Genomic DNA, 19,466 nt, shown 5'->3' with positions numbered 1-19,466 from the left:
CTCAAGGCGAGTGAGCTAAACGCACTTATTTTCAAGATAGTCATGAGCCCATGAAGATTAAAAAGTACAAATACCCCATGGCAAACACAATTAAGTAGGTTAAACCTAACCAGCCGTACAGCCGCATCAGCGTCGACATCTTATTTTTACGTGCGAGTTTAAAGTTGAGCCACGCGAAAAATGGCGTGGTTAAAAAGGCGAGCGTCATGGCGAAGGTTAACATCGGCCCTAACGCACTTTGAAAGTAAATAATCACTAACATGCCAGCGAACGATTGGCCGATAACCCACCAAGTAAGACGCTCTGTTGTCGCCTGTGGTTTATTATCTTGCGCACGCGGCGCTAGTAGCGAACGACATTCTTTGAGTGTTCGTGCGTAGCCATCGAGCACCGCAAGCGTGGTTCCGAACATACATAAAAATGCGATACCGCCAACCAAATACTCCGACCACGCCCCAATGGTATTGCCGTACATACTGACAAACTGCTGCGCAAATTGCGTACCCGCTAGTGCAATGGGTTGGTCACTGCCAAACTGAACTAGCGCGCCAAGGGCAAGGAACACCACCGCCAAAGCAGCCGTCACCCAGTAACCTAAATTAAAATCGAACAAGCCATGTTTCAGACTAATGCGCGTGAGCTTTTGCTTGCTTTGAAGCCACAAGGAATTGATTGCCGAAAGCTCGATGGGAACTGGCATCCAGCCCATCATCGCCACCAAGAACGCTAATGCAGAAAGCTGCCACGGTGACGGTGCCACAAAATCGTCAGGCAGCGGCTGCGCGTTACCCCACGCCATAATCACGGCGACAACAGTTGCCAGACTCAAACTCGCCATAATCCATTTCGAGAGATTATCGAGCATGCGGTACTGGCCACCGAGAATAACTAACAGGCATCCGAGCAAAATCAGCCAGCAAAGTGCTATCAGCGGTAGCTCAGGAATAAATAACTTTAATAGGCTGGCGGTCAACAGTAATACACCGGCGGTATTGACCACTGCAGCGATGGCGTTCAACACGGTGAAAAGCCACAGATAAAGCTTGCCCTCGCCGTAATAGCCGGCAATTAAATTCTGCTTACTTTCGAGTGTGTAGGTAACGGCGAAGCGGAAAAACGGGTACTTCAACACGTTAACTAGCACGATCACCCACCACAACTGCCAGCCGAACAAAGCTCCGGCTTGGGTTGATGCGACAAGATGTGACGCACCCACCGCCGCTGCAGCTAAAATGATTCCAGGCCCCAGCGCGTGGCGTCGTGATGATTCTGTGCGTTGTGTCATAGGTTTATTCTTATTGTTTGAAAAATGACGCCCCACAGCATAGCGCCAATTTCGCCCAAGCCAAAATTATGTTTATACTGCTGATGTAAGTCATTGCGACATCAGTGCGGCATAAGGAAAGAGAACATGAGTAGCAATGAACGGCAGTTGATGGTTGATGGTCACCCCGCTAAATGGGAGCAGCTACTAAAGTCTGGCGACCGCATATTCATAGGAACCCATGCGGGCGTTCCACATGCGCTGATGCATGACCTTGCTGACCACAGCAAACACTTCCATGACATTGAAATTGTGCAGATTTATGCGCTTGGCGATAACCACTGGGTAAACCCAGAATACAACCAAACCTTCAAGGTCAACTCATTGTTTATTGGCGGCGAAAAAGTTCGGCAAGCCGTTGCCGAAGGCCGCGCCGATTACACCCCTGCCTTCATGTCGGATATTCCGTCGCTATTTAGCGAAGACATTTTACCTTTAGATGCCGCGTTAATTATGGTCAGCCCGCCCGACCAATATGGTTATCATTCACTCGGTGTGTCGGTCGATATTGTGTCGTCAGCACTACGCTCCGCCAAGAAAGTGATTGCGCAAGTAAACCCGAAAATGCCGGTAACATTCGGCCAAGCTTTTATTCATAAAGGCCAAATTGATGCATTTTTTGAAGCCGAGCAAGATTTACCCGAAATCACCGCGCCAGAACTTGATGCGGTCACCGAACGGATAGGCCAGTATGTGTCGTTGTTAGTGGAAGACGGCGCCACCATTCAAATTGGCTTTGGCAAAATTTGCGACGCCGTGTTGCGCTACCTCAGCAATCACAAAGACCTTGGCGTGCACAGTGAACTGATCACCGATGGTATTATGGAGCTGATGCTCAGCGGCGTGATTAATAATCGAAAGAAAACCTATCATCAGCACAAAGCCGTGACTAGCTTCTGCATTGGCAGCAAGAAACTGTACGATTTTGTGAATAACAACCCACACATTGGCTTTTACCCGTCAGAGTATGTGAACTCGCCCGCTAACATTGCGCGCAACGAAAAAATGGTGTCGATTAACAGTGCCATTGAAGTGGATTTGACCGGCCAAGTGGTATCAGATTCCATCGGCCATCACTTTTACAGCGGTATCGGCGGTCATGTGGATTTTAGTCGTGGCGCCAGTATGAGTCCCGGCGGTAAACCGGTGATTGCCCTGCCCTCAACCGCGAAAAACGGTACTGTGTCACGGATTGTGCCGTTTATCAGTGAAGGCAGCGGCGTGGCGACCTCGCGAGCGCATGTGTATTACGTGGTCACCGAATTCGGCGTAGCGTCGTTACGGGGTAAAAGCATTCGCGAACGCGCGCTTGAGTTAATTCGTGTGGCGCACCCGAAATTCCGCCAACAATTATTAGAAGAAGTTCGTAAACATTACTACGTGCCGCACTATCAAATTCTGCATTCGGTAGAAGTGCCGGAACTTGGCCCCGTTGGCTTCAAAGAAATTGTGATTAACGGTGAGTTTTTCGATTTGCGCCCGCTGAACCCCAGTGACGAGCGACGTTTGCAAGAATTCTTTTACTCGCACACCAAAGAAACCCTGCAGATGCGCTACAACACCGTGCCAACCAGCATGAGCCGGGAGAAATCCTGTACGCTGGTGAGTGTGGATCAATCGCGTGACTTAGCGTTGTGCATTGTGCGACAGAAAGGCTCGATGGCACAGATTCAAGCCGTTGGTCGCTATTATCTGCTACACGACGAAAAAAGCTGTGAAGTTGCCTTCGTTACGCGAGAAACTCAGCACGGTAAGGGCATGGCAACCCGCCTGCTGGATGAAATGAAACGCATTGCCCGTGAACGTGGTCTTGAGCGCATGCTGGCTTATGTGCGCGCTGAGAATGGTAAAATGCTGGCGGTGTTTGAACGCGCTGGTTTTGTGCGCAAGCCTTCGGAAGAGCCGGGCGAGGTTTACTTGCAGCTTGATTTGCACGAGCCCGCCGTGGTTGAACAACCTAAAGACAGTGAGTGATGTATGTCGATAACCGTGTTTAGTCATCCGTATTGCAGTTTGCACCGCGTGTCAGAGGTTCACCCTGAAGAGCCGGCGCGCATTGCCGCCATTAACGATCAGATTATTCGCTCGGGCATGGAGTTTGCGCTGACTCAGAAAGACGCCAAGCCGGCCACACGTGAAGACTTACTTCGCGTGCACGCTGCGAACTACATTGATGATGTGTTTGAGCGCGCACCAACTGAACCCGACCAACACATCTGGCTTGACCCCGACACCATGATGACCGCAGGCACGCTGCGCGCAGCCTTGTATGCCGCCGGTAGCGGTATCTGCGCCGTGGATGAAGTGTTTACTGCCGAGAACCGCCGAGCTTTTTGTGCCGTGCGTCCGCCAGGGCATCATGCCACTTGGGATGCCGCTATGGGCTTTTGTATTTTCAACAACATTGCGGTGGCGACCGCCTATGCCATGCATACCTTTGGCATTGAGCGCGTAGCCATTGTCGATTTTGATGTGCACCACGGCAACGGCACCGAAGACATCTTTTTGAACGACGAGCGCGTGCTGTTTTGTAGCTCGTTTCAGCACCCGTTGTACCCGAACTCGGGTACCGAAACCATCAGCCATGAAGTAATTAACATCCCGTTACCGGCCGGCTGTGATGGCCTCACTTGGCAAGCCGCCGTGCGCGAACGCTGGTTCCCAGCTATAGATGCCTTTGAACCACAGCTGATTATGGTGTCAGCCGGCTTCGATGGACATTTAGAAGATGACATGGCGCAGTTTAAACTCACCGAAACCGACTACCACTGGATAGCTCGCGAGCTGAAAGAGCTTGCTGAGCGCCACTGTGACGGCCGCATTGTCGCAACTCTAGAGGGTGGTTATGACCACAGCTCGCTGGGGCGAAGTGTGGTCGCATTTTTGAAGGGCATGCAGTGACGGCGCGCTAGCTAAATTTTTCTTTATTTGAGAACAAACTCACTAAACACAATCAGCACGAGCGATGTTACTAATAATGCGACAAAGTTGTCGTTAGATGGCGTCAAGCCTGGCGTGATTGCTTGCAACTGTTGAATTGCTTTGTGCTGTGAGTTCAACGACGACGTTCTTCTTCAGCAATCTTCTCCATCAAAAAATTGCGAAGCTTCTGCCCACGAATTTCAACAGTTTGCTCTTTGACGACTTTAAAACCATGCTTTTCGTAAAATGGTCGAGCCGTAATACTAACCTCAGAGAGGTACCTTGAGAGGCCTTTCGATTTACCCACATTAAAAATGTGTTCCATCAAACGTCGACCAACGCCTAAACCTTGATGTTTATAATGACAGAAGAAATGATCAATTAGCCCGTCATTTTGAAGATCTGCGTAGCCGACAATTTCACCATTCATCTCCGCAATAAACGGAGCAATGGAATCCATCTTGCTTTGCCAAGATGATGGATGACGATCATCATTAGCCCATGCTTTTACTTCAGCTTCAGAATAATCAGTTGTATTCACATTTCGAACGGTTTGATAAAAAACGTCCCATAATACGGGGGCATCAGATGGTCGGTAGTTTCTAATTGTGATCATGTTCGTGACTTCCGCAAAGGGAACTTCGCAACGAGCTTAACGTCCGCTGTGTGCCAATTGCGGTAATTGCGTACTTTGATAGTAATTACCGCAAATACCGAAAGCCGACTAAATTAGCTGTCAGGTTGAAAGGCATTGATATTGAATTAACAATAGGATCGACTCAACCGAAAATTAAGCCTACCTCAACGAGCTAACACATTCATTCTTTAAAAAATGCAATTGACTTAATGCCCCACATAGAATCTCTGCCCACTCCATACAATCATATAGACTAATATGTATAAGATTATTTTCTGGCTCTTCAAAAGGTTGGATGGCTTGTTGGCATACGTCTAATGTTTTACTCCAAGTATCGGCGACATCGCCATCGTACTCTCTTGCTTTGTTTATCAGTTTTTCTGCTGCCTTGATATGTTCTGTTAGTGGTTCAATCAAGGTGTTACAGTAATTTTCTAGTACTTTAATTCCGACTTCATTTGCATTTTGCGGCAGTGTTTTGAAGCAATACATATGGTTTACTATTGCAAAGGTATCACTTATTTCTTCTTCGAGTTCTTTCAGCACTTTGTAAGAGGTTGACCCATTTTCCTTAAATTTAAAATGAGTTAAAGAATTTGAGCTAATTGGATTAGGCAAGTAAAGAAACGCCTTTTCTTCACTTAATACAGGCTCATCGCCAACAAAACTGTTTGCTGATATCACCCACGAAATATTTGATATTGTTTGTCCATTTTTCGTTGGCACAATTACAAAATCATCCCAAAGAGTTGTCAAAACAAAGTACTTAAGATTCTTATAGTCGACTGGTCTAATTGCTTTAGTTAGTGCCTCTACCGTATTGATAAACGCATTGTCTATAGCCGCAGTTTCAGATGTACTAACTTCAATCCAAAGCGATTTCTTGCCTTCATATTCATAATCCTCACTTAGAATCGATGCTCTCATACTAGGATCTGGCAATTCGTTTAAAGACTGAGCAATTGCGTTAATCAATTCATTTTTTAGGCTGGTACATATAGCCGATGCTCTAATATCGGGGGACTCTCTCCAATATTTATCAGGGTGATGAGCAAATTGATACCAAAGTGCCCATGCCTTGTTAATTTTATCCTTTTCTTTTTTATCTATTTCATTAAGATCTTGTGCCGAAATAATTTCATGGAAGATAGCTCTAAATTCATCCTGGAACCTTTCCAAATTTTTCTGAGAATTATTAAAGTTAACACATGAAAGATGAATATTTCGCTCACTATAGGGGTGTCCTAACTCTTCAGCTTTTCTGTGGTATTCAACATGCTTCTCTTTTGGTAATCGACCAATTAAACCATTAAAAATAAGGATGAAGTGTGATTGACTAAAAAACTTACTCATTGAATAAATATAATCATTTAGTAATTCTCTGAATTTTTTTAAGCCATCCTGCATGGATAAGAAATTAGTAGTAATGTTAGTTGATTCATTTTTGTCATTCAGGGTGCATTCACTGGTAATACCCCATGGGTCAACTGCGAGCTTGGGTAACTTGGTTAGTTGCCAATTTATTTTTGCAAGATTTTCCCAATACTCAGGATCAATTTTTCCAACACCTATAAGCGCCTGAGACTTTTGTTTCCTAAAATAATTTGTAAGCGTTCTATTTAAAATGGTTAATCCCAATACGATTTGTTCTCTGATAGATAAAATATTTTTTGCGTATTCCTGCCAGTCATTTGGCCTGAATATGTAATCAGCATAATTTGCCCATGTGGAGTTAACATTTACAAATTGTGGCAAAGGAATAGCCGAATGAATGATGTTTTTCTGGCTCTCATCTATCGGTAATTCTATAAGGATATTTTTATGACCATAACCTTGAGTTCCGTATTTCTCTTGGTCAGGAAATAGTTTTTTTAAAATTGTAGCTTTATTACAAGACATTTTATTTAGGTCAGAACCAGTATAGTTAGCTGAGTTTAAGTGATCTTTAGGAATGATATAGTGCGCAATTGGATTTTTAGGTTGATGATCGAACCAAACAGTTTGAGTCGTTTTCTGGAAAAGAGTGACTACTGCCAGTTTATTTTTATCTATAAATGAATGGTATAAATCCGGAGAAAAATAAAATATCCCTATAGTTAAGTCGGCTAGAGGCTCAATATCTTTAAATGCAGTTTCGATGTCTAAATTTTGTAACCAAGATAAATCTACCTTATTAGTAACGCCCAATCGTCCCATCCATAATAAAACTTCTCCCAGTCCTGACCAATTACTGGAATTGTTTGGGATCGCCAATTCTTGAGGTAAATTAACAAGCCACTCACTAATGTATTTATAAACTATCTGTGGTGAACTTATCTGTTGCCTTAGTTCCAAAGCACTTCTGGTTTCTAATGGATTCTCTGTGCCAAGTAAATTTATCAGGTCCTCTACTGGGTTGGTTCCCATAGCCCCACCAATATCAGTGTGTAGAAGAAGTGACCAACCATCGTTACCGACTAAAGAGCGCGCAGAATTTATAACATCTTTATTTTCTAAGACATGACTGCGAATACCAAACCATATTAATGCTCGACCTATGCCAGCCACAGCTCCCCAAGTTTTAATGTCAAGCGTCTTTAGACTTTCGAATAGATCTTGAAACTCGTTAGGTTTCTCGACAAATGAATATAGAAGGAAAGTTTCAAGGTCAGCTTCTCGTATGCTTGGTACCACACATAGAGCAGCGTCGATCCAAGGGGAAAGCGCAGGATCAACCAATATATCAGAAAGAAGTTTCGAACGAATGGGGTGCAATGCAACTAAATGAGTATTGTCATCTGAGCGACGAATCAAATATTCATCTTCAAACAAGCTAAAAGTACCTTGCGGATCTTTCAATTGAATAGTTTTTACCAATGATGGAATATTAACTCTGGCTTCATATGAGGTTGCAACCGCAGAGGCCAATAGCAGTTTAATTGCAGACGCTTCTAATTTACCTTCTCTAACTTCCGCCCTCAAACGCTTAACCTGAAACCTAAGTCTTTCCTTAAGCGACTCAGTTTGGGTCAAAAAGAATATATACTCCAACAACGATCCGCTGCCACCGAAGCCTAACCAAGCTTGCTCAAATGATGGATAGGCATTAGCAACGCCTTTAGCTCGCAGATTATGATATATGTTTTTGGCTTCTTCTTGCGAAAACTTAAGTTGAACAAGTGCAGGGAAACCTAGTTGAACATTTGATATATTTTGGCGAGCTAAATCTTCTTCTCTGATTGTTACTAGAATTTTTATATTTGGTTTCTCAAGCAAGGCTTTAACAAGCGTTGTCCAATCTGAATCTCTGGGAGTTACATCAATATACAAATATAAAGTTGCACCGAAAACAGCTAAATGATCCGCAATTGCCAACGCAATATTTTCTGCATGAGTTCTGTTCTCAATAAAATTAATCTGTATACGCCAAGTTTCTGGAACGTATTGATAAAGATAACGATAAGCCAAAGAAGTCTTTCCCTGACCTGATGCACCGTGAACTATAACTGTTTGAGATGTTTTAAAACGGTTTTCTATTTCTATTAGATGATCGTGTCTGAGGATGTCCAAATTAGCTTGAATATGACTAAATCTTGCTGATATTCCTTGGTAGAACTCCTTTTCTAATTCTCTTTTCTCAAAAACATTGTTTTCCTCTAAAGGCACGATGGATTTAAGCCATTCCTGATGATGTGCTTCACGTTCCGCGAAATACCGACCAATCGAGTTAATTTTTTCTAATAATACCGCACGAGTTATTCTAGTTTTTTTCTCTGCCGCTTCATATAACCAAGAAGTTAGTAATGAAAATGCATGCTCAATTGAGCCAGATATCATTGTTTGACTTAAGCATTTAGAAATATTTTGATGTAACTCATCTTCAGTAGCAGGGAGCCACACCAATTTTTTGAACAAAATATCTATTGAAGAACAGGATATTTTTAAATTCTCTAACCTTTGTCTTATCTTGTTTTGGTTGGTTTCTTTATTTTTATCTGACGCAGACCAAGCACTTGCAATTTGATTACCAATTTTACCAAAGCTGATCACCTCTACTTTCGGAGGCTCATCAGCATTTAATAGTTTGCAGGCACGATGAATAAAAGTATCTTTTTTATCAGCCTCAATAAAATTTGATAGAACTAAAGGGTCACTATACGCCTTAATTTGAACGGCTCTTACTAATTTTTCACCCTGATATACTGCAAGGTCTTCATTTCCTTCGGGCTGGAAAATCAACTCAGAACCTTTAGATAATAGGATTTCGTTCAAGATATATAAAGTCTGGAGTCTATATCCTTTTAGTGCCGCTTTGGCCCCCGAATTGCTCATTTTATCCCTTTAATTTTCTTACTATAAATCTTTCCGCTAAAGAGTAACGTACACAGAATTCAATTTGATAGATATCTAATGTTCATCAATAAAGTTGTTTAATTATTACATTAGAACAAGTAATCGTTCAGTCCGCTTTGGGTCGAAAAATGACCTAGCTTCAGATTACCAGACAATTTTCTATGTGTCTGCTCTTCGCTCAAAACGGAAGTAATCAAGATAACATCCGTTTCGATCTCATTACCGATTGCCGATTCTGTCAGCTATTTCGTAAATCGCTAATACCAACCATAGCACATCCTATACTACTCGCAGTGCCTCTAACTTAATGCAATTATTTTTTAATTGCATATTGATAATATGTGTCTAAAATCATGGATGAACTAAATGACTAGGTTGGAAAAGCTATATCAGCGCATGTTAGCAACGCCTACCCCCTGCGATGTGCGACATGAAGAGCTGAAGGTATTTTTGAAGTCACTAGGGTTAGTCGAAGTAAAGCTTGGAAAAACGTCTGGCTCGCGAATCAAGTTTATGGACCCACAGAATCCAAGCCGACAAATACGATTGCATAAATCACATGGTGACTCACCTGTTGATCGTGGCGCATTGAAAGATGTGATTACACGCTTACGATTGATGGGATTCATAGAGTGAGTAAGGTTATGTCACAAAAATTATTACGCCATAGAGGCTACCAAGGCACTGTCGAAGTCGATTTCGACAAGGGCTGTTTGTATGGCAAAGTTCTGTTTATTAAGAGCCTTATTACTTATGCAGGAGCGACACCGGATGAGTTAAAAGCGAGCTTTGAGCAAGAGGTCGACGAATATATTGCCGATTGTGAGGCGCTTAATGTCGAACCCGAAAAGCCGTTCAGCGGCACCTTCCAAATTCGCTGTTCAGCTGAATTACATAAAGTGCTAAGTGCCGAAGCTCTAAATGCTGGCGTGTCATTTAATAAATATGTGGTGGCATTGCTTGAGCAAGGCACACGCGAACAATAAAAAAGGCGAGCTAAAAAGCTCGCCTTCTTCAACACATCAAAACCACTTATCGGTAAGTATCAACCGCCGGACAACTACACATCAGATTCCGGTCGCCGTACACGTCGTCAATGCGGTTCACGCTTGGCCAGAACTTGTTCACCTTAACGGCGGCTACAGGGTATGCAGCAAGTTCGCGGCTGTATGGGCGGTCCCAGTTCGCATCAACAATGTCCGCCAACGTGTGTGGTGCGTTGTGCAGTGGGTTGTTGTCTTCTGGCCACTCGCCCGCTTCAATGCGTTTCGCTTCTTCACGAATGCTGATCATGGCTTCAATGAAGCGGTCTAGCTCAGCTTTCGATTCTGATTCGGTTGGCTCAACCATTAATGTGCCCGCTACTGGGAAGCTCATGGTTGGGCTGTGGAAGCCGTAGTCTTGCAAGCGTTTTGCCACGTCCATCTCAGTGACGCCACAAGCGTCTTTTAATGGGCGTAAATCGATAATACATTCGTGCGCAACGCGGTCGTTACGGCCTTTGTACAAAATTGGGTAGTGCTTGCTTAAGTGCTTCGCAATGTAGTTGGCGTTCATAATCGCCACTTCCGTTGCTTCGCGCAGGCCACGTGAACCCATCATCACAATGTACATCCACGAAATTGGTAAAATGCTCGCGCTACCAAATGGTGCTGCAGATACCGCGCCGTTATTAGCATCGGTGTCGGCAATTTTCACCACACTGTGGTTTGGTAAGAATGGTGCTAAGTGTTTCTTCACACCAATTGGACCCATACCAGGACCACCGCCGCCGTGCGGAATACAGAAGGTTTTGTGCAAGTTTAAGTGCGATACATCGGCACCAATGTAACCTGGTGAGGTCACGCCCACTTGCGCGTTCATGTTGGCACCATCAAGGTAAACCTGACCACCGTGCGCGTGCACAATGTCACAGATGTCTTTAATGCCTTCTTCGTAAACGCCGTGCGTTGACGGGTAAGTCACCATAATGCATGACAAGTTGTCGCCTGCTTCTTCAGCTTTCGCTTTCAAGTCAGCCAAATCAACGTTACCGTTCTTGTCACAGTCAACCACTACCACGTTCATGCTCATCATTTGCGCTGAAGCTGGGTTGGTACCGTGTGCTGAACTTGGAATTAAGCAGATGTTGCGATGCGCATCGCCACGGCTTTGGTGATATTTCTGAATCGCTAACAAGCCAGCGTATTCGCCTTGTGCACCTGAGTTTGGTTGCATCGACATCACGTCGTAGCCAGTGATATCCACTAACCACTGTGACAAGGTGCTCAGCAGCTCAGCGTAGCCTTGCGCTTGGTCTGCTGGGCAGAACGGGTGCAATTGACCGAATTCCGGCCAAGTGACTGGAATCATTTCAGCGGTGGCGTTGAGTTTCATGGTGCATGAGCCCAACGAGATCATGCTGTGGTTCAACGACAAGTCTTTGTTTTCAAGCTGCTTGATGTAACGCAGCATTTCGGTTTCAGAGTGATAGCTGTTGAATACTGGGTGTTCCAGAATCGCGCTCTCACGGCGAAGTGCTGCTGGAATTGATTCAACTTCACCTGAAGCGACGCGTGAATCTAACACGTCAATTTCTAAGCCGTGATCAGCACCGAATAACGCGGCGAACAAGGCGTCAACGTCTTGGCGAGTTTTCGCTTCGTCTAAGCTCACGCCGAACTGGCCGTTGCCGTCAACGCGCAAGTTAATTTCAGCTTTATCAGCACGCGCTAATACGTCAGAGGTATCGCCTTCAAGTTTGAAAGTTAAGGTATCGAACCAATGGCTGTTCAATACTTTCACGCCTTTCTCTTTCAAGCCAAGCGCAACGATGTCGGTCAAGCGGTTAATGCGTGATGCGATGGTTTTCAGGCCTTGTGGGCCGTGGTATACCGCATAGAACGATGCCATGTTGGCAAGCAATACCTGCGCAGTACAGATGTTCGAGTTCGCTTTCTCACGACGGATGTGCTGTTCACGAGTTTGCATTGCCATACGCAATGCTTGGTTGTCACGGGTGTCTTTGGAAACACCAATGATACGACCTGGCAGTGAACGCTTGTATTTGTCACGGGTTGCAAAGAATGCGGCGTGCGGGCCGCCATAACCCATTGGTACGCCGAAACGTTGTGCTGAACCTAACACCATGTCAGCGCCCATTTCGCCTGGCGATTTCAACAACACAAGACTCATGATATCTGCGGCAACGGCAACAATACCTTTGTTCGCTTGAATATCAGCAATCAGCTTCTCAATGTTGTGAATTTCACCGTTGCGGTCTGGGTATTGCAACAGCGCACCAAATACGTCGTGGTTATCGGCTTCGCGCGCTGGTCCCACAATTACGTCAAAACCAAACTGCTCGGCGCGCGTTTTCACCACATCAATCGTTTGTGGGAACACGTTGTCAGCAACGTAGTACGTGTTTGATTTGCTCTTGCTCACACGCTTCGACATGGCCATGGCTTCGGCTGCTGCCGTTGCTTCGTCAAGTAATGACGCGCTCGCCAGTTCAAGGCCAGTCAAATCCATGGTCATTTGTTGGAAGTTCAAAATGGCTTCTAAACGACCCTGAGCAATTTCTGGCTGATACGGCGTGTACGCGGTGTACCAACCTGGGTTCTCAAGTACGTTACGCAAAATAACGTTCGGCACTAGGGTGTCGTAGTAACCCATACCGATAAATGACTTGTACACTTTGTTCTTGCTCGCGATACCTTTGAGTTTGGCAAGCGCTTCACGCTCGTTCATTGGTTCGCCAACAGACAAAAATGGGTCGCGACGAATCGCGCCAGGAACGGTGTCACGCGTGAGCTCTTCGAGTGAGCTAACACCCAACTCAGCCAACATCGCCTTGGTTTCATCAGCACTTGGGCCAATGTGGCGGGCAATGAATTCACCGTGATTTTCTAACTGCTTCAGCGTAGTAGTCGTCATTTACTTCAGGTCCCCTAGCTTCCGGGTGGATACAAGACATTTGAAACACAAAACCCCGGTGCAAGTGACCGGGGCTTAGCAACAAAACGAGCTGTTATTCTTCGTCGATAACTGCTTGATAACCTTCGGCATCAAGCAAGCTTTCAACTTCACTTGGGTCTTCGGCTTTAATTTTGAACAACCAGCCGTCACCAAATGGGTCATTGTTTACAGTTTCTGGTGCATCTTCTAAGTCTTCGTTCACTTCAACAATTTCACCAGCAATTGGTGCATAAATGTCAGAAGCGGCTTTGACTGATTCTGCTACGGCAACGTCGTCACCAGCGGCTACGTTGGCACCAACTTCTGGCAATTCAACGAACACCATGTCGCCAAGCAAATCTTGTGCGTGCTCAGTGATACCTACTGTGAAAATGCCGTCACCTTCGTTGCGCACCCACTCATGCGTTGATGCGTACTTAAGTTCCTTTGGAATATTGCTCATGTTCTGTTCCTCGTAATTCAATTCTTAAAAAATGATGGCTTAGGCAAGTACTGATTTGCCCTGACGCACGAAGCTTGGTTTGACCACGCTTACTGTAACTAATTTCTTGCGAATTTCCACCTCTGCAGTTTCACCCACAGAAGCTGGTACGCGTGCCATAGCAATTGAGAAACCAAGCGTTGGCGAGAAAGTACCTGAGGTAATTTCGCCTTCACCGCCGTCAACAATCACTTTTTGACCATGACGCAATACGCCTTTGTCTTTCATCACCAAGCCAACTAATTTTGCATGGCCTGCTGCTTTTTGCTGTTCGAGTGCTTCGCGACCAATGAATTTGCGATCGGCTGGCTCAAACGCCACGCTCCAACCCATGTTGGCTTCTAAAGGCGATACGGATTCGTCCATATCTTGGCCGTACAGGTTCATGCCCGCTTCTAAGCGCAAGGTATCACGTGCGCCTAAACCACATGGCTGCACGCCAACGTTTAATAGGTCATCCCAAAGCTGCTCGACTTTGTCACCAGGTACGACAATTTCATAGCCTTTTTCGCCGGTGTAGCCGGTGGTCGCAATGAAGTAATCGCCCACTTGCTCAGACATAAATGGCTTCATGCCAGCAACTGGTGTGAACGCGTCGTCGCCTAATACCAGTTTGAGTTTCTCTTCAGCGTTAGGGCCTTGAAGAGCGAGCATGCCGAGGCTTGGTTGCTCAGTAATGGTGACTTTGAAATCGCTCGCCACACCGTGAATCCATTCCATATCGCGCTCACGTGTCGCTGAGTTCACCACCAAGCGATACGATTCATCGGTGAAGAAATAGACAATCAGGTCGTCAATCACGCCGCCCTGTTCGTTCAGCATGCCGCTGTAAAGCGCTTTGCCTGGAACAGTTAATTTGGCCACGTCGTTAGCTAATAGGTAACGTAAGAATGGTTTTGCATCAATGCCGGCAACGTCAACAATAGTCATGTGCGACACATCGAATACGCCTGAATCGTTACGTACAGCATGATGCTCTTCAATTTGCGAGCCGTAGTTCAGCGGCATATCCCAGCCGTGGAAGTCCACCATTTTCGCGCCAGCTTTCACGTGCGCGTCATACAAAGGAGTGCGATTTGCCATGACCTAGTTGTCCTTTTTTGTTGTCGAGATGCGAGTTTGCCGCATTCAAAAAATTACCGCGAATTATAGAACTCAAAGCGCCTTGCAACAAATGAATATTACTTATACATTTATAAAAATATTAAATACGGATTTATAATGTATTAAGTTTAATTATGAATTCGGCTCGTTACAGGAACTTGTGATGCAACACCTTCCGCTTGAGGCATTACGTGCTTTCGTTAGCATCTATGAGCTACAAAGTTATACCGCAGCAGCGCAGCAACTGAACCGTTCGCAGCCAGCGATTAGCCTGCAATTGCGGCGGCTTGAAGAGCTGCTTGAAACCTCTTTACTCACGCGTAGCGGCGGGCGTATTCACCTAACGCCCAGCGGCACTGAATTGCTTGAACAAGCGCGCACGTTGTTGAGCCTCAATGATCAAATTATCGCCCGCTTCACCGAACCTGCGGTATCAGGTCAGGTGCGACTGGGTATTCCCAGTGAATTTGCCAGTAAATTATTGCCGCAGGTATTAGGCCAGTTTGCTCATGCCTACCCAAACGTGTCGTTGTCGGTAACATCCGCGCTCAGCAAAGACTTGTTAAAAGACGAGCAAGCGCATTTTGATTTAGTAATTGCCTTAAAAGAGCCGGATAAACGCATTACTCGCCCAGGTTTAGTGATACTCAAGCAAGAGCCATTGGTTTGGGTTAGCGCCGGTACTGATCTTAACACACAGCAAGACGATTTATCGTTGGTGGTGGCGCCAGAAGGCTGTATTTATCGACGCCGTGCGCTTGGTGCGTTGCGTCAGGCGAATATTCCTGCGCGTATCAGCTATACCAATGCGGACTTTTCCGGTTTAACGGCAGCAATTGAGAGTGGTCTTGGCTTAACGGTATTAGCGCAAAGTACGGTGCCCGATAACTTGTCGCGCCAGCAGCGCATTGGCCCTATCACATTGCCGGAACTTGGCGAAGTGAGCGTTGCCATGTGGCAAGCCGATACCACCAATCAGGCGGCTCGGCAGTTAGCCCAATTTATTCAAGAACGTATTTAAGCGTATTCCCCGGGTTATTCGCCAAGCGCCGCTTTAATCAGTTGGCGTTTCAATGGCTGAATGCTGTTGGCTGCTTTGAAACCAATGCCACGTACCAGTTTTGCCAATGGATTCGCGGTACCAAAACCACGTTTGAAAGCTTCCATAGCAGAAATCATCGTGACGGCTGCCGCTTTGCGCTTGCGCTCCCATGCGCGCAATTCGCGGTGATTCGCGTTGCTAGCAAACACCGGTAGCAAATCAACCACATCGCCAAATCCTAAGTTAGCGCCCTGCCCGGCTAACGGATGAATACTGTGTGCGGCGTCACCGATTAAGATTAAGCGGTCATCTAGCCAACGCTGTGCGTATTGCATGCGCAGCGGGAAGCCTGCTCGCGCAGATGCTAATTCCAACTTGCCTAAGCACTGATCGCTTGCTGCTTGTAGCTGATTGATAAAGATTTGGTCATCAAGCGCTTGCAGCTGCTGCGCTTTGTCCTCATCGGCTGACCACACTAACGATACCAAGTGCGAATCGTTCAGTGGTAACCATGCAATCGGCCCGGTTGGCAGAAACACTTGGCGCGCAACACCATCATGCGGCTTCTCGGTTTTAATTACTGCCACGATGCCAGTTTGCTCATAATCCCAGAAGCTAAGCGGTAACTTCGCGCGTTCGCGCGTTGGTGAACGATTCCCATCAGCGGCAATCAGGTAATCTGCTTGCAGTTGCTGGTTAGAGCGTAGTTTGACGGTCACTTGTAAAGCGTTGGTGGTATGCTCAACCACTTCATCGTCGGCAATAATCTGTACGCCCTGCTCGGTAGCGACGTCCCACAAGGTTTGCTCAAGCACCTTGTTTTCAACAATAGCGCCGAGATCGTCTGCACCGGCTTCTGCTGCTGAAAACTCAATGTGACCAAAGCTATCGTGGTCCCATACCTGCATACCGGTATAAGGCCCAAGACGCTGCTGTGGCAGACGTTGCCACACGCCTAATTCACGTAACAAGGCACGACTGTGATGCGCTAAGGCACTCACGCGTAACTCTGGCGACTCGGTGTATTCAGGACGCCCACTGCGCTCAATGAGATACACGCGATGGCCCTGCAGACGCAAGCCTAACGCGACGCTGAGGCCAATCATGCCTCCACCGACAACCACGAATGTTTGCGCTTTAAACGGTGTACTCATGCGTTTCGAAATCCCATGGTTTGACGCGCGAAGACGTGTCGCAATGGCGGCAGATTATCTAGCCCAAACAAGGCGAGATTTCGGCCCACCACGAGCGGCACATGGTGATTCGAGAAACCACGCACTAAGCTATCGGTTAACCCAATAATACGCCGGTAATCTTGCTGACGGCGTTCATTATAGATACTTAGCCAACGATATTGCCCAGGGTCTTGCGCTGTAAGTAATTGCTCACTTAATTCAATCGCATCACGTACACCGAGGTTAAAGCCTTGGCCGGCAATGGGGTGCAACGTATGCGAGGCGTTGCCAATAATCACGCTACGATGACTGATATTGGAATCAGCCAAATGCAGTTGCAGCGGATACTGAACACGGTCACGAACCGCCACAAAACGTCCTGCGCGATATCCAAATGCCTGCTGGCATGCAGTTAAGAACTCGGCGTCAGATAAGTGCATGGTCTGCGCTGCTTGCTCTGGGCTTAAGCTCCACACTAGCGACGCTTGTTGCGCTGGCAATGGCAATAACGCAATCGGGCCGGTGTCAGTGAAGCGCTCATAAGCCCAGCCACCAAGATCTTCCGACAACGTTAACGTCGCAATAATGCCTACTTGCTGGTAATCGGTATGTTGCATGGCTATGCCGGTGTCGTCTCGCACTTGCGAGCGCTGACCATCGGCCCCGATGAGAAGTTGTGCCGTAAGCTCCGCTTCAGTGTCATGCTGCTTATAGTGCACGGTAATTGAATCAGGTTCGCGCTCCGCACGCTCAAACCATGCTCCGCCCAGCCATTCGATATTAGTTTCTTGCAAACAGGCTTCGTACAATGCGCGGTTTAATGCCGCGGCGGCGATGACTTGGCCCATTGCGGCAACGCCGTGTTGCGCCGCATGCAAACGGGTCATGCCGAGATGGCCACGGTCGCTGACATGAATATGCTCGATCGGACTGGCCTGGTCAGCCACATGCTGCCACACGCCAATTTGTTCTAACAACGCGACAGTCGCGGCGGCTAAGGCAATGGTGCGTTTGTCTTGTGCGGGGCCTTGTTGTTGCGGTTCCAGCACAGCAATGCGCCAGTCTTGGCGACCGCGAGCCAACAGCAGCGCCGTCAGCGCACCAACTAGGCCGCCGCCGGCGATAACCACTGGGTATTTTTCTGTGCTTATTTTGCCGTCATCCATTGCTCAATCTCTGCGACAGTTTTCGGAACTGCGCTGGTCATATTTTCGTGGCCGTTTTCGGTAATAATCACATCATCTTCAATGCGAATACCAATGCCATGCCATTTTTCATCCACGTTTGGCATGCCTTTCGGAATGTAGATTCCCGGCTCAATAGTCAGCACCATGCCCGGCTCAAACTTGCGTTTTTTACCTTCTTGGGTGTAGGTGCCCACATCGTGCACATCTAGGCCAAGCCAATGCCCTAAGCCATGAATCATAAATGGACGAAAAGCCTCGTCATCAATGAGTTTCTTCAGGCTGCCTTTTAAAATTCCCAGCGCATGCAACCCTTCGGTTAACGTTTTTCCCGCCGCCTTCATCGCGGTTGGTAAATTGCTACCCGGTTTTAATGTCGCCAAAGCGGCTTGCTGTGCTGCTAGCACCACATTGTAGAGCTCTTTCTGGGTCTCGGAAAAACGCCCGTTCACGGGGAAAGTTCGCGTGATGTCGCCGGCAAAACCTTGGTATTCAGCGCCAGCATCAATCAATAATAAACCGCCGTCGCGCAGTTCTGATTGATTCTCGGTGTAATGCAAAATACAGGCGTTTTCGCCACTACCGCAAATGGTGCCGTAGGCAGGCGATATTGCGCCATGCATGGCAAATTCGTGATGAATTTCTGCGGCAACTTGGTATTCAAACTTGCCGGGCTTGGCAAACAACATGGCACGTTTGTGAGCTAGCACGCTAATTCGAGCGGCCTCCCGCATTAAATCAAGCTCAGCTGGGCTTTTAATAATGCGCATTTCCGCCAGCCATGGGTTGATATCCACCCACGCTTGCGGCGCTTGATGCCCCTGCTTCGGTGACGCACGCAATTCATCAGCAATGCTGTACAACTGCGCTGCTAAATCGTGTTTGTCATGCGCGAAATAAACTTTCTCAGTGCCATCAAGTAACGCATACAAATGGTCATCAACATCGTCAATGCTTGCGGCAAAATCAATACCCAATGTTTCAGCGGCTTTGTCGACGCCCAAGCGACGCCCATGCCACACTTCTTCGTGCGGGCTGGTCGGTTGACAATACAATTGCACTGGCGCATCGGCGTGCGGCGCAAGCGCTAATATGGCATTCGGTTCATTAAAGCCAGTTAAGTAGAAGAAATCGCTGTCTTGGCGAAAGGGAAATTCAGTATCACGACTCCGCGTTTGCAGTTGCGCACTGGGAATCACCGCAATGGCGTGCGCCGAAGCCTTTTTCAAACGAGCCAAAAGACGCGCTCGCCGCTTCTGATATTCTTCAATAGTAATGCTCTGAGACATGTGAACCTACAACGTC

At 46.7% G+C, this 19,466-nt stretch carries 15 protein-coding genes; 5 read left to right on the top strand and 10 right to left on the bottom strand.

Annotated elements, in window-relative coordinates:
• Nucleotides 1–40: 40 nt before the first annotated feature.
• A complete protein-coding gene (locus LG272_RS04905) occupies nt 41–1,285 on the bottom strand; it encodes an NRAMP family divalent metal transporter (RefSeq protein WP_404409872.1) in 1,245 nt (414 codons plus the stop codon).
• Nucleotides 1,286–1,411: 126 nt separating this feature from the next.
• Here LG272_RS04905 and LG272_RS04900 point away from each other — a divergent pair, with 126 nt between their 5' ends.
• A complete protein-coding gene (locus tag LG272_RS04900; RefSeq protein WP_404409871.1) occupies nt 1,412–3,298 on the top strand; it encodes a GNAT family N-acetyltransferase in 1,887 nt (628 codons plus the stop codon).
• A 3-nt stretch (nt 3,299–3,301) separates the two neighbouring features.
• The gene (locus LG272_RS04895; protein ID WP_404409870.1) at nt 3,302–4,225 is read left to right on the top strand and encodes a histone deacetylase family protein; all 924 of its coding nucleotides are present in this window, start codon (nt 3,302–3,304) and stop codon (nt 4,223–4,225) included.
• A 23-nt stretch (nt 4,226–4,248) separates the two neighbouring features.
• Here LG272_RS04895 and LG272_RS04890 read toward each other — a convergent pair whose 3' ends face one another.
• From LG272_RS04890 to LG272_RS04880, 3 genes are all read right to left on the bottom strand, one after another.
• A complete protein-coding gene (locus LG272_RS04890; protein ID WP_404409869.1) occupies nt 4,249–4,383 on the bottom strand; it encodes a hypothetical protein in 135 nt (44 codons plus the stop codon).
• Nucleotides 4,380–4,862 carry a GNAT family N-acetyltransferase gene (locus LG272_RS04885; protein WP_404409868.1) on the bottom strand — a complete coding sequence of 161 codons (483 nt, stop codon included), beginning with the start codon at nt 4,860–4,862 and terminating at the stop codon, nt 4,380–4,382. Before LG272_RS04885 ends, LG272_RS04890 begins: the two co-directional genes overlap by 4 nt.
• A 180-nt stretch (nt 4,863–5,042) precedes the next feature.
• A complete protein-coding gene (locus LG272_RS04880) occupies nt 5,043–9,194 on the bottom strand; it encodes a hypothetical protein (RefSeq protein ID WP_404409867.1) in 4,152 nt (1,383 codons plus the stop codon).
• Nucleotides 9,195–9,581: 387 nt separating this feature from the next.
• Here LG272_RS04880 and LG272_RS04875 point away from each other — a divergent pair, with 387 nt between their 5' ends.
• Together LG272_RS04875 and LG272_RS04870 are read left to right on the top strand one after the other, a co-directional pair.
• Nucleotides 9,582–9,851 (top strand): hypothetical protein, encoded by a 270-nt coding sequence (locus LG272_RS04875; RefSeq protein ID WP_404409866.1) that lies wholly within the window; start codon nt 9,582–9,584, stop codon nt 9,849–9,851.
• Nucleotides 9,852–9,859: 8 nt separating this feature from the next.
• Nucleotides 9,860–10,201: a type II toxin-antitoxin system HicB family antitoxin gene (locus tag LG272_RS04870; protein ID WP_404409865.1), complete on the top strand. Its 342-nt coding sequence runs from the start codon at nt 9,860–9,862 to the stop codon at nt 10,199–10,201.
• A gap of 46 nt (nt 10,202–10,247) precedes the next feature.
• Here LG272_RS04870 and gcvP read toward each other — a convergent pair whose 3' ends face one another.
• The 3 genes from gcvP to gcvT form a co-directional block, all read right to left on the bottom strand.
• On the bottom strand, nt 10,248–13,133 hold the full coding sequence (gene gcvP / locus LG272_RS04865) for an aminomethyl-transferring glycine dehydrogenase (protein WP_404409864.1): 2,886 nt from the start codon (nt 13,131–13,133) through the stop codon (nt 10,248–10,250).
• A gap of 94 nt (nt 13,134–13,227) precedes the next feature.
• Complete coding sequence (gene gcvH / locus LG272_RS04860; RefSeq protein WP_126760240.1) at nt 13,228–13,617, bottom strand: glycine cleavage system protein GcvH; 390 nt, start codon at nt 13,615–13,617, stop codon at nt 13,228–13,230.
• Between the two features lie 39 nt (nt 13,618–13,656).
• Nucleotides 13,657–14,739: a glycine cleavage system aminomethyltransferase GcvT gene (gcvT, locus tag LG272_RS04855; RefSeq protein ID WP_404409863.1), complete on the bottom strand. Its 1,083-nt coding sequence runs from the start codon at nt 14,737–14,739 to the stop codon at nt 13,657–13,659.
• 184 nt (nt 14,740–14,923) lie between these two features.
• Here gcvT and LG272_RS04850 point away from each other — a divergent pair, with 184 nt between their 5' ends.
• Nucleotides 14,924–15,781 (top strand): LysR family transcriptional regulator, encoded by an 858-nt coding sequence (locus LG272_RS04850; RefSeq protein WP_404409862.1) that lies wholly within the window; start codon nt 14,924–14,926, stop codon nt 15,779–15,781.
• Nucleotides 15,782–15,795: 14 nt separating this feature from the next.
• On the opposite strand, the gene LG272_RS04845 is transcribed toward LG272_RS04850, so the two are convergent.
• From LG272_RS04845 to pepP, 3 genes are read right to left on the bottom strand one after another with little or no spacing between them, the layout of a single operon-like run.
• Entirely contained in the window at nt 15,796–16,956 is a 1,161-nt protein-coding gene (locus LG272_RS04845) for a UbiH/UbiF/VisC/COQ6 family ubiquinone biosynthesis hydroxylase (RefSeq protein WP_404409861.1), read from the bottom strand.
• Entirely contained in the window at nt 16,953–18,143 is a 1,191-nt protein-coding gene (gene ubiH, locus LG272_RS04840) for a 2-octaprenyl-6-methoxyphenyl hydroxylase (protein WP_404409860.1), read from the bottom strand. Before ubiH ends, LG272_RS04845 begins: the two co-directional genes overlap by 4 nt.
• Complete coding sequence (gene pepP / locus LG272_RS04835; protein WP_404409859.1) at nt 18,125–19,450, bottom strand: Xaa-Pro aminopeptidase; 1,326 nt, start codon at nt 19,448–19,450, stop codon at nt 18,125–18,127. Before pepP ends, ubiH begins: the two co-directional genes overlap by 19 nt.
• Between the last annotated feature and the right edge of the window lie 16 nt (nt 19,451–19,466).

Source organism: Pseudidiomarina marina (assembly GCF_044807045.1).
In the GTDB taxonomy this organism is placed as follows: domain Bacteria; phylum Pseudomonadota; class Gammaproteobacteria; order Enterobacterales; family Alteromonadaceae; genus Pseudidiomarina; species Pseudidiomarina marina.
Note: the sequence above shows the minus strand (reverse complement) of the source record. Positions and strands in the feature narration are given on the sequence as shown.